The organism is Fibrobacter sp. UWB16 (assembly GCF_900215325.1).
In the GTDB taxonomy this organism is placed as follows: Bacteria; Fibrobacterota; Fibrobacteria; order Fibrobacterales; family Fibrobacteraceae; genus Fibrobacter.
Window position 1 is genome coordinate 938,786 of the sequence record NZ_OCMS01000002.1, and the last position, 14,085, is coordinate 952,870.

The 14,085-nt window shown below is 48.1% G+C and carries 9 protein-coding genes; 5 read left to right on the forward strand and 4 right to left on the reverse strand.

What is annotated here, in order from left to right:
* The first annotated feature begins 230 nt into the window (after positions 1-230).
* From CRN95_RS09295 to CRN95_RS09305, 3 genes are all read left to right on the forward strand, one after another.
* Entirely contained in the window at positions 231-2,075 is a 1,845-nt protein-coding gene (locus CRN95_RS09295) for a S8 family serine peptidase (RefSeq protein WP_088629747.1), read from the forward strand.
* A 56-nt stretch (positions 2,076-2,131) separates the two neighbouring features.
* Positions 2,132-3,574 (forward strand): adenylosuccinate lyase, encoded by a 1,443-nt coding sequence (gene purB, locus CRN95_RS09300; RefSeq protein ID WP_085490310.1) that lies wholly within the window; start codon positions 2,132-2,134, stop codon positions 3,572-3,574.
* A gap of 390 nt (positions 3,575-3,964) precedes the next feature.
* The gene (locus tag CRN95_RS09305) at positions 3,965-4,819 is read left to right on the forward strand and encodes a TIGR02172 family protein (protein WP_235002971.1); all 855 of its coding nucleotides are present in this window, start codon (positions 3,965-3,967) and stop codon (positions 4,817-4,819) included.
* 6 nt (positions 4,820-4,825) lie between these two features.
* On the opposite strand, the gene CRN95_RS09310 is transcribed toward CRN95_RS09305, so the two are convergent.
* Both CRN95_RS09310 and CRN95_RS09315 read right to left on the reverse strand, forming a co-directional pair.
* A complete protein-coding gene (locus CRN95_RS09310) occupies positions 4,826-6,127 on the reverse strand; it encodes a glutamate-cysteine ligase family protein (RefSeq protein WP_088629745.1) in 1,302 nt (433 codons plus the stop codon).
* 9 nt (positions 6,128-6,136) lie between these two features.
* Positions 6,137-7,639, reverse strand: coding sequence for a RimK family protein (locus CRN95_RS09315; protein ID WP_088629744.1), 1,503 nt, complete (start codon positions 7,637-7,639; stop codon positions 6,137-6,139).
* 148 nt (positions 7,640-7,787) lie between these two features.
* On the opposite strand from CRN95_RS09315, the gene mfd reads away from it, so the two are divergent.
* Entirely contained in the window at positions 7,788-11,186 is a 3,399-nt protein-coding gene (gene mfd, locus CRN95_RS09320; RefSeq protein ID WP_088629743.1) for a transcription-repair coupling factor, read from the forward strand.
* Here mfd and CRN95_RS09325 read toward each other — a convergent pair.
* A complete protein-coding gene (locus CRN95_RS09325; protein WP_088629742.1) occupies positions 11,151-11,879 on the reverse strand; it encodes a TatD family hydrolase in 729 nt (242 codons plus the stop codon). The two genes, mfd and CRN95_RS09325, sit on opposite strands and share 36 nt — an antisense overlap.
* Before the next feature lie 141 nt (positions 11,880-12,020).
* Here CRN95_RS09325 and CRN95_RS09330 point away from each other — a divergent pair, with 141 nt between their 5' ends.
* Positions 12,021-12,218, forward strand: coding sequence for a hypothetical protein (locus CRN95_RS09330; protein WP_088629741.1), 198 nt, complete (start codon positions 12,021-12,023; stop codon positions 12,216-12,218).
* A 225-nt stretch (positions 12,219-12,443) separates the two neighbouring features.
* On the opposite strand, the gene CRN95_RS09335 is transcribed toward CRN95_RS09330, so the two are convergent.
* Positions 12,444-14,066 carry a hypothetical protein gene (locus CRN95_RS09335; protein WP_097020693.1) on the reverse strand — a complete coding sequence of 541 codons (1,623 nt, stop codon included), beginning with the start codon at positions 14,064-14,066 and terminating at the stop codon, positions 12,444-12,446.
* Positions 14,067-14,085: the final 19 nt, after the last annotated feature.

The following is a 14,085-nucleotide window of genomic DNA, read 5'->3' on the forward strand; positions in this document are numbered from 1 at the left end:
TTGTTGAAACTATAGTATATTGGTCTAAAAAGGCAAAATGAATAAAACGTGACTAAATTCTTGAAGTTTATCGCAAACCGCAGGGGCTATTTGTGGTAAAATAATTTTTTTAATTTATTTTACATTTATTTGTTAAAGGTATTCTTGACAAAATAGCATTCTTGTGAGTATTATTTCTTTACTCAATCTCTAAATTGAGATTGGTAAAATATTCCATAAAGGATGTTGAAATGTTTAATAGCAAAATTTTGCTTTTGATGTGGATTGTTCTTGCCGTGAATGCTGTGGCTGCGGAACGGTCTGTTGCTGTTTCTTCGGCGGAACTTAATGTAATCGATGCCAAAACAGATGTGCTTGGTCGCCATAATTCTAAAGTTCGGAATACGCCACAGGCGTATGTGAAAACGACGAAATCAATGGCTTTGGCGAAAGAAGGGGAAAATTCACCAAATCCGAATACAGTTTCTATAGAGCCACATCAAGGATTTTTTGAATATAGGGCTAATACTAAAGGGACTATGGTAAAAAAATATGTCTTGGACACCGTAGATTACACTGAAGCACAATATTTGAGTCTTATCCAAGATATTGAAGATCGTGACGCACCGAGAAATGCATTTAAAGATTTTTATAAAAATGGTTATAAGTATATTGTAGATACATTGTCATCTAAATCAAAAGAATATAGTGGTGTTTCCATTACAAAAATAACAGGCGAAAGTTATGGAAATGATTCTTATAGCACGGATTTGTTTGTTGAGTGTTCTAAATATGTAATAAATTCGAGTGACCCTTGTCGTACAGAAGAACATTATGATTTTTTGAATTATGCCACAGTTGTGACAAATTCAAATTATTATAAATACCTTTTTTCTGCAAAAAAAGGGGTGAATATTGGTATATCTTTTACTGAAAACAATCTGCCTTCTTCTAGTTTTGGCATTGATTATAAATTGGTGGCAAATTGCAATACAAGTTATCCCGATCAAATTGTTCATGGTGCGAAAGTTGCTAGAACAATAAAGTCAATTGTGCCTAAAGCGACTCTTTATGGTTTGACAACATCTTGTACGTCTTCTCAAATACCTGTTGCCCTACCTATCGACGGTTATGATAAAGTTCCTAAGATTTATATAGGGAATCATTCTTATGGTAATGGTGTCGGTGTTTATGATAATCAGAGAAGTAGTTTCATAGATGATTTTGTTTATCATACAAGAACTATAGAAATTGCAAGTGCTGGTAATGAGGGATTGTTTTTAAATAATCAAATAACTCCATATGCTAGAGGGGTTAATGTCGTATCTGTTGGGGCGGTTCATAATGACTTTACATACGATCGAAGTTCTAGCTGGAAAAATCCGCGTTTTGATTCTAATGATTCTTATCCAAATTCTGGATTAGAATATGTTAAACCAGAGATTGCTAGTTTTGCCGATTTGTTTTTCCCTAAAGCAGATATATTTAAAGTTGATAAAGTTGTAAAAGGAACGTCGGCAAAATTGGATCCTTTTTTTAGACAAACGAGTTCTGCAACACCTTTTATTACTGCATTAGTCGCTCATTTGTTAGATAAATTTCCATTTTATAGGTGGCATCCGGAAGTGGTGAAAGCACTCTTGATTACTTCAAGTATTATTCCGATAAAGGATGCTGCACAACATGATAAGGATAACGAAAAGTTTAAAGTTGCTATGGGTGTTCCTGATGGTCGTGCTATGGCTCAATATAATCGTTCTCGCTTTTGGAATGGAAATAAAGGAGACTTTTTTAATAGCAATGGTGAAATTCGTTTTGATGAGATTGATATTGATCCTACAAAGACATATCGTATTGCTATAGCATGGTTGTCTAGTGGATCCTATGTGCTTGAAAATGGACGTCTTCCGCAGGATATTAATCTTGAAGTATGGCAAGATGGAAAAACGCTTGGAAAATCGGCATCTGAATCAAATCCTTTCGAATTTGTTGAAATCAAGCCGAAATCGAACAAAAAATTAACGATTATTATAAAAAGAAAGCGTAACGACTATGGTCGCGTGCTTTTGGGATATAATCTCTTAGAAGTTCATTAAATCGTTTAACTCGTTTTCTATATTTGTCCTTGTTAAATTTAACAAGGACATTTTTTATGCGTGATCAATTCGAAAGCCCGCTCATCAAGCGCTATGCTTCCAAGGAAATGAGTTTCATCTTCAGCCCGCAGTACAAGTTCCAGACTTGGCGCAAGCTGTGGATTTACCTCGCCGAATCCGAAATGGAGCTCGGCCTCCCGATTACGCAGGAGCAAGTCGATGAATTGAAGGCTCACGAAAAGGACATCAACTTCGAAGTTGCCGAAGAAGAAGAAAAGCGCCGCCGTCACGACGTGATGAGCCATGTTTACGCTTACGGCGTGCAGTGCCCGAAGGCTAAGGGCATCATCCACCTGGGTGCAACGTCTGCTTTCGTCGGCGATAACACAGACCTTATCCAGATGCAGCAGGCTATGATCCTCGTGCGCAAGCGTCTTTGCCGCGTGATGGACAAGCTTTCCAAGTTTGCTATGGAATACAAGGACATGGCCCAGCTCGGTGCAACGCACTTCCAGGCTGCCCAGCTCACGACTGTGGGTAAGCGCGCTTGCCTCTGGCTTCAGGACATGCTCATCGACCTCGAAGAATTGAACTTCCTCATCGAAGTGCTTCCGTTCCGCGGCGTGAAGGGCACCACCGGTACGCAGGCCAGCTTCATGGACCTGTTCAACGGCGACGAAGAAAAGATTATGGAACTCGACCGCCGCGTGACCGCCAAGGCAGGCTTCAAGCGCGTGCTCACCATCACCGGCCAAACCTACACTCGTAAGTGGGACAACCGCGTGAACCAGGTGCTCAGCTCCATCGCTCAGAGTTTGCACAAGTTCGCCACCGACATGCGCCTCATGCAGGGCGTGAAGGAAGTCGAAGAACCGTTCGAAAAGACTCAGATTGGTTCCTCTGCCATGGCATACAAGCGTAACCCGATGCGCAGCGAACGCATTTGCTCTCTCGCTCGTTTCGTGATGGCTCAGGTCAACAGCACCGCCTTCACGCAGGCAACGCAGTGGTTCGAACGTACGCTCGACGACAGTGCGAACAAGCGCTTGGCAATTCCTGAAGCATTCCTCGCTATGGACGCTATGCTCATCATCGCTGAAAACGTCACTAACGGTCTCGTCGTTTATCCGAAGGTCATCGAAAAGCGCATCATGGCTGAACTCCCATTCATGGCTACCGAAAACATCATCATGGAAGGCGTGAAGAATGGCGGCGACCGTCAGGAACTCCACGAAGAAATCCGCGTGATGTCCATGGAAGCTGGCAAGGTTGTGAAGGAACAGGGCAAGGACAATGACTTGCTCGAACGCGTTTTGAAGAACGAAAAGTTCCAGAAACTCGGCATCACCGAAGCTAAGCTCAAGGAAATCCTCGACCTGCGCAAGTTCGTGGGGCGCGCTCCGGGACAGGTCGTGAAGTTTGTGACCGAAGAAGTCCGCCCGGCTATCGAAGCTGTGAAGGACTGGGCTAACATCGACGCCGGCGAATTGAAGGTTTAATTTGCCTTATTGCCGTCGCGATACGGCATCACCGCGACTCTCGACGTACGACTTGTACGCCTTCGGTCGCGGATTCTTTGTCTCGCTAGGCACTAAGACAAATTGATTGTTATTAATACGATTTTGATGGCAAAAAAACGAGTCCTTGCGGGCTCGTTTTTTGCATTGTAACTAAATGATGTTACGGCTTGAATGGCGGAATATAATCATCGCCTTCGTTACTGCGATTATGCGGTTCCATATACACCCTCCTTTCCTTTTTGGATGACGAAAATATATTTAGTTTTGCGTGTTTTTTAATGTGAATTCCATCACGGTGTGATTTTGTTCACTTTTGAAAAAAGCGATTTTTTTTGTGATTTCTCCAATAAAATGGTGTATTTTACCATTATGGAGAAAATTGACTTATCACAATGGACGATGTTCAGCAATCGTCACAATTCCGAGAACTACAACAGTCTGGATGGCAAATGGATGTTGAAATTGGGTTTTCCGGGTTTTTGCTCGACGAAGGAGGAATTGCTTCGCGAGCAGGATATTTGCCGGAAAGTGGTTTCACTTGGAATCCCGACGCCGCATGTGGGCGATATTGTCGAACAGGATGGTCGTTTGGGCCTGATTTACGAACGCATCGTGGGGAAACGCTCGATTTCGAAATGTGTGGGCGAAAATCCCGAACATCTTGAGGAATACATCAAGGTTTTTGCAGAGCATTGCAAAAAGCTGCATTCTACGTCGTGTATTCCTGGCACGTTCCAAGATGCGGAGGAAAAGTATTCGCGCTTGATCGAAGAATCGAAGATGTTCCCTGAGAATGTCAAGGAATTTGCGCGTAACCTCATCAAGGAAACGCCAAAGGTTTCTCGTTGCGTTCATGGCGATATGCAGACGGGCAACTTAATTGTCAATGACAATGGCGCGTACTTTATCGATTTGGGCGAGTTTGCCTGCGGTAACCCGCTTTTCGATTTAGGTTGTTATTTCTATTTCTGCCATTACCTGCCGGATGATTATTTGCTGGCTGCCCACTACATGAATGCGGCGATGATGCGCAAGTGCTGGGACGTGTTTGCGAAGTATTACTTTGGTGCAGATACTCCGGAGAAATTGGCGGCGGTGGATACTCGCGTCAAGCCGTATGTATTGTTCCCGATTCTTGACTTTGAGCATTTGATGGCCGAAGATGCAAATTTAAAATACCTGGAAATGAATTTCCAGGTAGCTAGAAAAGACTTGGGATTGTAAGCGATTTTACTCGTTAATTCCATAGAGCCGGTTGTGTGCAAGGCAATCGGCTAGTTTTTTGTATTCCGTGACAAAAGCTTCGTGGGCGGGGGCGTCGCCGAGCGCTTTGTAGAGGGCGCTGGAAAGCGTTCCGCGTTTGAGCATTTTCTCCATAAAGCTTTGCGAGACTTCGGTGAGGTCGTTTTTCACGACGCTGTAGATGTGCTTCCAGAGGTCGCCGGCGGTAATCGGGGCGGCAGGAGTGTTCGCGGAATCCATGCCAAATACAGCGAGAAATTCTGGCCAGTCGATGACTGCGTTCTCGGCGTCCTTTGTGGTCTTGGCGAGGAGTTCGGCGAGGCGTGTCGTGTCGAAGTTACGCAAGAATTCGCGGTATTCCTTGAGCGTGTGTGGTACGGGATTTACGGCGGATGCGTTTTCGCGAGATGCCGCGAACTTGCCATTCACAATCGCCTTAAGTGTTGCTATTTCAAGCTCTACAATGGCGATATCGGCGTTTGGGCATTCCTGAATATCGACAAGGCGTATTTCGATAGCCCCGCGGTCAAAACGGGCGATGGCTCCACGGCTATTCAAGAAGAAATGATTGAGCAAGTGTTCGGTATCGTAAGGCGCGATAGCTTTCTTTACCTTGTCGAAAATCATCTTGTTGTATTCGTCATAGCTGTACGCCTGTTCCGGGATGACTTGGCCCGTGATTTCAGGGACTTTGTCCTGATTGTGGCGGTAAACTTCGATGCGGGCATCACGATAGCCGGTGTATTTGCCGTCGAGATACGGGCTGCTTGCGGCAATGGCTGGAATCAGCGGCAACAGCAAGCGAATTGCTGCGTGAAGCTCGCCAAATTCTTCGTCACCGTCAAAAGAAAGGTTCAGGTGTGTACTTTGTAGGTTTGCCCAGCCGTGGCCTTTGCAGTTGAAAATGCGGTCGTAAGTTTGGTAAATGTCGAGGCAATCGTACGGCCAAAGTTGCATTTCTGCCGGGTCCATGAACGGATGGCAGGCGCTCGGCAAAAGCATCGCGTTGATCTTTTCGAGCTTCTTGTTTGCACGGCGAATCTCGTGGAAGAATCGCTTGCCGAGTCCGTCAAATGTGGATTTTGGGTGTGCGCACTTGAATTCCAACACATGGCTTACGAGCTCGTTCGAAAGTCCGATATCGTCGTATTCAATGTCCGAAAGCTGATTGCCGTCTTTATCTTTTCCGAGCGGAACATCGGCGCGAGGCAGCACGTTGAGCGTGTCGCGATCGACAATCATGAATTCCATTTCAACGCCGAAGCGTTCCCAAAGTTTGTAGTTGCTCATGATTGCCCCCTATAAAAACATATCCCTTTCGTGTTGGAGCACTTTCTGTTGTGCTGCGTTTTGGCGGTCCTCGATGCGGTGGCGCAGGCTTCTCATGATGGCGAGATAAATCTTCTTTTTGCCAACTTGATCTTCGATTCCGTGGTCGATACTCGGGTTGTCGTTCACTTCAATCACGACCGGGTGACCGTTGATTTCCTTGAGGTCTACGCCGTAAAGCCCGTTACCGATAAGGCTTGCGACGCGGAGGGCCGTTTTCACGATGCCGTGAGGAACGCTTTCAATCGGGAGGCAATCCCATTTGCCACAAACAGCGTTTTTATCCTTGCTATCCCAGTTGTATATTTGCCAGTGGTCCTTTGCCATGTAGTATTTGCAAGCAAAGAGCGGCTTTCCGTCGAGAATGCCGATTCTCCAGTCAAATTCCGTGGGCGTAAATTCTTGAGCGATGAGCAAGTCGCTATGCTCAAACATCGTGTCGAGAATTTTTTCAAGTTCTTCCTTGTTGTTTGCCTTTTTGACGCCCATGCTGAAGCTCGAATCCGGCGTCTTGATGACCATCGGGAATCCGATTTCCTTGGCGAGCGTGTGTCGGTTTTCGCTGTGGGCAATAATCGTCTTCGGTGCCGGAATCTTTCCGACCGTCATCAGTTCTTGCAAATAAACTTTGTTGGAACAACGTAAAATACTGTCGGGATCGTCAATGACGGCGATGCCTTCGCTCTGGGCGCGGCGTGCAAATGCGTATGTGTGGTGGTTGACGTTCGTCGTTTCGCGAATGAAAATGGCATCGAATTCGCCAACGCGGTGGTAGTCCGTCTTGGTAATCATTTCCACGCGGAAACCCGTATCTTGTGCGGCTTCGATAAAGAGCTGAATCGCTTCCTTGTTGCTCGGCGGTTCCACTTCTTCAGGATTCGTTAAAATGCCGAGGTCATACACGTAGTCTTCCGTCTTGGGGGAGACATAGCGGTCTTTCTGGAAATATTCAATGGCGAACTGATCGACCATTTCCTTGTGCGTTTCGGGAATTTCGTCAACGCTAATCGGGCGGATGGACTGGATGAACCATTTTTGCTTGAAAACAAATTTTGCACGCAGGAGCGGTGCCTGGAAAACGCGGTAAAGTGCCTGCGAAAGTTCTAGGTATTGCGCGCTGACGTTTTGCCCAAAGTAAATGGAAAGCACGAATTCTGTGCCGGTCAGCTTGTGAAGGCTCTTCTGGATCAGCTCGTCAATTTCATCGCTGATGATTTTTACGACTGCTGGGGCCTTGAAATCGCGGATGTTCTTGACATTCGGGATGACCTTGTGACCGCGCGCTTCGGCAAGCAGGCTTACATAATAGCCCTTGCTCTGGTAGCTGTAGTCCTTGCACAAGTTGAAAACGCGAACGTTTTTCTGAGTTGTAAATTCTGGATTAGTAAGGTAGTCTTTTGCCGAGACAATTTCGGCTTCGGGAATGTGAAACTTCCAATTCTTTGGAGTGTTCACTACAATTATCTTTTTCATAATATCTGCACGTGTGGCGTCTTCATGTCGAAGTTGCGTCGTGCGTGCCAAAAACCTCTTTGCTTTTTGACGATATAAAGATAGCTCAATATTTCAAGAAATGTAAAGCGAGGCGAGGAAAAGGGAGATTTTTTCTACATTTCCCTCTATGCTCACAATTTCGGAATTCCTTCAAGAAAATTCGTTCCCTGCGATTTCGCTTTTTGAAAATGCTGATAACGAGGCCATTCACGTCAATGGGGCGTCGGTTCCGCTTGCCTCGATGATGGTTGCGAACCGTTTCTTGAAAAGTCCGCAGAACATTCTGGTGATTGCGAAAGATTACCGCAGTGCCGAAGTCTGGGTAGAGAATCTCGAAAGTATGGTGGGCGAGGAGTTTGTTCGCTTTTTCCCGTCGCTCGGCTTGAAACCCTACGAAATCAAGGTGCCGTTCGAGGGTGTGCTTGAAGAACGTCTGAAGTTCTTCCGCGATGTTTCGCATACTGAAAAGCCGTTTGTTGTCGTTTGTCCGCTTGATGCGTTCTTGATGAAACTCCCGGAGCCGGGCGAAATTATGCGTCAGGTGCGTTCGCTCCGCGTGGGCGACCAACTGGAGCCTTCGTCTTTGCGCCCGTGGTTCTTGGACCATGGCTTTGTAGAACAGCCGATGGTGAGCGGCGTGGGCGAGTTTTCGATTCGCGGTTGCATTGTCGATGTGAACTGCTTGCTTTATCCGCACCCGATTCGTATTGAATTTTATGGCGACGAGATTGAATCTATCCGAGCGTTCGATATTTTCTCGCAGCGTTCGCTGGAGCAGATGACGCATATCGAGTTCTTCCCGATGGGGGAATTTACGGTGCCGGAATCGGTGATGGCGGGCGAGGAATGTTCCAAAGAATCGCTGTGGTGGCATCGTCCGAATCACCAGCGCTTGGTGGCAAGCCTCCTGGATTACATGCCACGTGCGTCGCTTGTATTCGAGGAACTTTCGTTGCTTTCGGAAACGGCTTCAAAGATGTATGGTGCATTCCGCGGTGCTTATGACGAAGCCCGAGTGACAGATGCAGGGATATCTCCGCCGAACGAACTTTGGTTCAAGATTGGTGAGCTTTCACGTTTGTTTGTAGGTCGTGCATCGCTTGACATGACTCGTGTCAAGGTGGATGACGGCAACTGGCACGAAATGCACATGCGTCCGCAAGATTTTACCTCGAATGGTACGGATGCGGTTGCAAAAGAAATTGAGGAATTTTACGACAAGGGCGGTCGCGTTTATGTGATGGCGCAGACGCTTGGCGGCGTGAACCGCTTGCGTGAAATTTTTGATGGCTTGCCGGTCGAAGATTATTTTATCGGAAACTTGAGCGAAGGCTTTTGGCTCGAAGACGATAATGTGGCGTTTCTCACGGAATCGAGAATTCTAAACCGCCATGCGAACAAGGCTCGTAAGCACAAGATTGCGGGCTCGGTGACGAATGCGTTGATGGTGGAATCGCTGAATCGCGGTGACCTGGTGGCGCACGAAGACCACGGTATTGGTCGCTACTTGGGGCTTGTCCGCGTGGAAGTCAACGGTGGTATGGTCGATTGCGCATTGCTGGAATACGATGGCGGCGACCGCTTGAAGTTCCCCGTGTCGGACTTGCAAAAGATTGAACGCCTCGACCGCTCGGACGATGTGGAAACGAAACTCGACCGCCTCGGCAGCAAGACTTGGGAAAACATCAAGAAGCGCGTCAAGGAAAAGGTCATCAAGATTGCGCGAGACCTTGTGGAACTTTATGCGAAACGCGAACTCGTCGAAGGTTTCGGTTTCCCGCCCGATGGCAACATGCAGAAGGAATTCGAGGAATCGTTCGAATACGATCCGACGCCAGACCAGCTCCGCGCTACGGCCGACATCAAGCGCGATATGGAAAGCCGTCGCCCGATGGACCGCCTCATTTGCGGTGACGTGGGCTTTGGAAAAACCGAAGTTGCCATGCGTGCGGCGTTCAAGTGTGTGGCCTCCAACAAGCAGGTCGCTATTCTCGTGCCGACAACGATTCTTGCGGCGCAGCATTACGAAAACTTCTGCGAACGCTTTGCCGCTTATCCGGTCAACATCGCCTTGATGAACCGCTACAAGAGCGCCAAAGAAAAGAAGGAAATCTTCAAGCAAATTGCAGACGGTTCCGTGAACATCGTCATCGGAACGCATGCGCTGTTATCGAACAAGAGCGAATTCAAGGATCTCGGACTTTTGATTATTGACGAAGAACAAAAGTTCGGCGTGAAGCAAAAGGAAAAATTGCGCCAGCTCCGCCTTGCTGTAGATACGCTCAGCATGAGTGCCACGCCGATTCCGCGATCGCTGCACTTGAGCATGACGGGCGTTCGCGATATTTCGCTCATCAATACGCCGCCCATCAATCGCTTGCCGGTCGAAACCAAGCTGATGCAGCGCGATGACGAAGTCTTGAAGAACGCCATTCTCGATGAACTCGCTCGTGGCGGCCAGGTGTTTGTGGTGAATGACCGCGTGCAAACGATTACGAAGCTCGCCGAAGATATCGAAGCGATGGCTTCCGAAGCGAAAGTCGCTGTGGCCCATGGTCAGATGGAAGATCACGAGCTTGAATGTGTGATGGACGCTTTCCTTTCGCGCAAGTTCGATATTCTCGTGAGCACAAGCATCATCGAATCGGGCTTGGACGTGCCGAACGCGAACACGATTATCATCATGAACGCGCACCATTTTGGCATTAGCCAGCTTTACCAGATGCGTGGCCGCGTGGGCCGTAGCAGCGTCTTGGCAAAGGCGTTCCTTGTCATTCCGCAGCGCGGTGAAATCTCGCAGGAATCCATGCGCCGCCTCAAGGCTTTGGAGCAGTTTACTGACCTCGGTAGCGGTTACCAGCTTGCGATGCGCGACCTTGAAATTCGCGGTGCGGGCAACTTGCTCGGTCAAGAACAACATGGTTTTATTGCCGAAGTCGGCTTTGAAACGTATGTGCGCTTGGTGCGTGAAGCGGTCGAAATGCTGCGCGGTGGCGCTTTTGAAAAGCCAATTCAGCCGCGTGTGGAAATCGGCGTGGATGCGTACCTCCCCGAAGATTACGTGGAAGACGGGCTTACGAGAATCTCGTTGTACCAGCGCATTGCTCGCATTACATCGCAGGCGGATGTACAGAACATCGAAAGCGAATTGCAGGACCGCTTTGGCCCAGTGCCGACACCGGCAAAGATGCTTTTGCTCGTGACCGAACTTGGACTTTTGGCGGGCCGCTTGCGCATCCAGGGGCTTGCGCTCCGCAAGGGTGTCATTGTTGCGACATTTGCAGAAACGCCGTCGCCGGACCCGCGCGTGCTTGGCGAAATCAGCAGCCTTTGCACATGCTGTATGCGTTATTTGGGAATGTCGCCGTTACAGGCTGTTTTCGAGGTCGGGCGCGGGACTCCCGTGGAAATGGCAAAAAAAACGCTCGACGTGTTCCGAGCGTTCGCAAATATTCAAGTTCAGGCGGCAACCGTCAGGTCGGCGGATCCGTTACTCACGGCACTTGGCGTAGGCGAACCGAACTGATTCCAGGCGACCTTCAAGTTCTTCAAGAAGTTCCGCAGGTTCTAGGAACGATTCATCGGCGTCAGTCTCGAAGAACACGTTGCTTTCGGGAATGAGCTTGATAGCGGCTGCGGTTGATTTTTTGCGGAAACTATCTTCGTGCAGTGAAAAGAGCGCTCCATAGGGGAGGGCTTTTTTCACAAAATTTGCATCCCCGCCAAAACGGTGGAAAATCGGGCGTGGTGCTTCTCGTGACGGCGCATCTTGTCCTTGCGAAACCTTAAAACCAGCTTCTTCCAGAAGTTTCAACATGTGCATATAGTCCCCAACGCAGTGTATTTGCAAATCCCGCTTGAGTTCTAAAGCAAGTCCGGCCTGCACCAAAAAAATCTGGTCTTGGGTGCCGTCGTTATAGCCCGGATAGCGCTTGTCGATGCCCGCTTCGCCAACCATGGCGAGCGGATCCTCTTCGAGGTGTTTTCGTAAATCCGCAAGCATTTTTTCCGTTACTTGCGTTGCAATCATGGGGTGTAACCCGTATGTCACCTTAAAAGGCTTGAATTCTGTCGAAAATTCCTTTTTCAGCTGGGCTACTTCTTCCCATTCCCAGGGTTCACAAGAAACCGCAATAAAGTCGTAATTGCGGTCTAATAGCAACTGCGTAAGTTGCTTTTTTTGGGGTAATCGAGCCAAATGAATGTGAAAATCGAACATAATAGCCCCCTATGCCTTTAAAATACAAAGAATTTAAAGAAAAACAAAATTATTTGCTTGTTTTTTGGGGCAAAAAAGCCTAGTTTAAGTTTGTTGGTGCGCCAACCCAAGTTTTTTGATCACCTCATTAAAGGAGTCGCTATGCGCGATTTACTCGAAAAAGCTCTGAATAAAGGATTGACTGTCTGCTTTACATCTGAAAATGGCTTTGATGTCATTCGAATTTCTTCCGGTAACGAAGTCGTTGCAAGTTGCAGCCTTGGATCGAATAGCTTCCGTGCTTCGGTCGAAGATTCCCTCCAGGCGCTTTTGCTCGACTTGGAACGCAAAGGCTTCTAGTTGTGGGCGCGGTCGCCTAGGCGACTTTTTAGCTGAGAGCTCGCAACCTTCGTTTGCTTTTGGCTTTATATGAAAAAATCCTGCGATGTTCTCGCAGGATTTTTTGTATAAACAAAAGAACCAAGCAGTCTTCAGTGAGCAAAAAGCCCTCGGTATTAACCGAGGGCGATTGCGAGAGCGAGGTCCTGACGGAGTCTTGGTTAGCGAAAGGACCGAGCGGTCTCCTTAGTTTATACGACCCACCAAGTTGCCGGAGAGCATAAAGTCCTTGGTTGCACCGTAGCTGTGATAGCCAGCAGAGAGAGAGAAGCGGTCTGTAAGAGCCTTTTCGACATAGATTGCGCCGAGAAGAGCTCTGACATGCTTCGGATTGCCTTCAAAGTAACCGTGCTTTCTGCGGTTGCTGAGGCATTCTGCTTCGAGAATGACGCGGTCAACGGTCTTGAAGTTGAATTCAACGCCAAGCGTAAACGGAACAGCGAGGTCGTCAGAAATATCCAAGAGAGCGGCTTCACCGAATGCCGTAAAGAAGTTCGGGATAATCGGTGCACGAACCTTCAAAGATGCGTTGTGCTTGATCTTGGCGTCGCTATCGTGAACTTTGTCGAAAACGTTGCTGCGGTAGCCGAGCTGGAATTCGAGAAGTTCGAGGCTCGGGAGGTCGTGGAAGTTGAACACGAGGCGGAGGTCACCCTTGTTGAGGTGGGTAGACTTGCTGATAAAGGAAAGGGCGATGTCCATGTTTTCAGTCGGAACGAAACCGAATTCAAACTGGTTTTCTGGATCCTGCGTAGAAAGGAAGCCGTTCAGGTAACCATCGATGTAGCCACCGAAGTAATCGCCGTTCTTATCTGTATTGTCCCAGCGACCGACCTTGAAACTGAACCAGTTGTTGCCTTGGTAAGCCCATGCTTCATCGAGTGTGAAGTAATCTTCGGCAGCGCCAGTTTCACCCTTTGCATTGTCGTCCCTCAAATCGGTCGGATAGAAAGCTACAGCAAGTTTGCCCTTGAAGTTGTTCGTTTCGGCGAGGATAGCGAGGTTGGCTTTACCGTTCCAAGTTTCGAGGTTATCCGAATTTTCATCGCTTTCAGATGTCCAGAAAACCTTGCCAGCTTCGAGTTCGAAGTCTGCGTTGATGTCGAAATCAATTTCGTTTACAGTGAATACTGCGTTTTCGATCATCTTCTTTTTCTTACGACCTGCGGTGGAGGCTGGTTCCGTTGCGGCCGGTTCAGACGTTGCTTCTACAGCAGTTGAAACCTGGACTGCCGGAGCTGCTTCCTGAGCCTTGGCTTCTGCAACAGGTTCTGCCGGGGCCTTGACTTCGGCAACCGGAGCGGCTTCAGTCTTTGTGGCTTCGGCCTTGGCTTCTACAGCCTTATTTGCTTCTTGAGCTTTAGCATCGGCGGCCTGAGCTTGTTCTGCAACAGCTGCTTCTGCCTTGACTTCGGCAGCGGCGGCTTCAGTCTTTGCGGCTTCGGCCTTAGCTTCTACAACCTTGTTTGCTTCTTGTGCTTTAGCATCGGCGGCCTGAGCCTTTTCTGCTACAGCAGCTTTGGCTTCGGTCTTTGCATCAGCGGCTTCAGCCTTGGCTGCTTCTGTTGCCTTTGCGGCTTCCTGAGTCTTGGTGTCCGCTGCGGCGGCGGTAGCCTTGGCGTTGTCTGCAGCCTTTTCGACCTTGGCCTTTGCCTTAGCCTTCTTCTTTGTTGTTGCTGTCTTTGCCTTGGTTACAGCAGTCTTTGCTTCTACTGCCGGCTTTTCGGTTACAGCCTTTACATCTTCTGCACTGGGTGCTGCAAATACGGATGCTGCGAGCAAGCAAGTTGCAAGAAACATTTTCTTCATTTGGATCTCCTTGGTATAA

What these genes read in the sequence shown, in the direction of transcription:
- CRN95_RS09330 (WP_088629741.1), top strand. Translation starts at nt 12,021, where the DNA reads ATGCGCGATTTACTCGAAAAAGCTCTGAATAAAGGATTGACTGTCTGC.
- CRN95_RS09295 (WP_088629747.1), top strand. Translation starts at nt 231, where the DNA reads ATGTTTAATAGCAAAATTTTGCTTTTGATGTGGATTGTTCTTGCCGTG.
- mfd (WP_088629743.1), top strand. Translation starts at nt 7,788, where the DNA reads ATGCTCACAATTTCGGAATTCCTTCAAGAAAATTCGTTCCCTGCGATT.
- CRN95_RS09315 (WP_088629744.1), bottom strand. Translation starts at nt 7,639, where the DNA reads ATGAAAAAGATAATTGTAGTGAACACTCCAAAGAATTGGAAGTTTCAC.
- CRN95_RS09325 (WP_088629742.1), bottom strand. Translation starts at nt 11,879, where the DNA reads ATGTTCGATTTTCACATTCATTTGGCTCGATTACCCCAAAAAAAGCAA.
- CRN95_RS09305 (WP_235002971.1), top strand. Translation starts at nt 3,965, where the DNA reads ATGGAGAAAATTGACTTATCACAATGGACGATGTTCAGCAATCGTCAC.
- CRN95_RS09335 (WP_097020693.1), bottom strand. Translation starts at nt 14,066, where the DNA reads ATGAAGAAAATGTTTCTTGCAACTTGCTTGCTCGCAGCATCCGTATTT.
- purB (WP_085490310.1), top strand. Translation starts at nt 2,132, where the DNA reads ATGCGTGATCAATTCGAAAGCCCGCTCATCAAGCGCTATGCTTCCAAG.
- CRN95_RS09310 (WP_088629745.1), bottom strand. Translation starts at nt 6,127, where the DNA reads ATGAGCAACTACAAACTTTGGGAACGCTTCGGCGTTGAAATGGAATTC.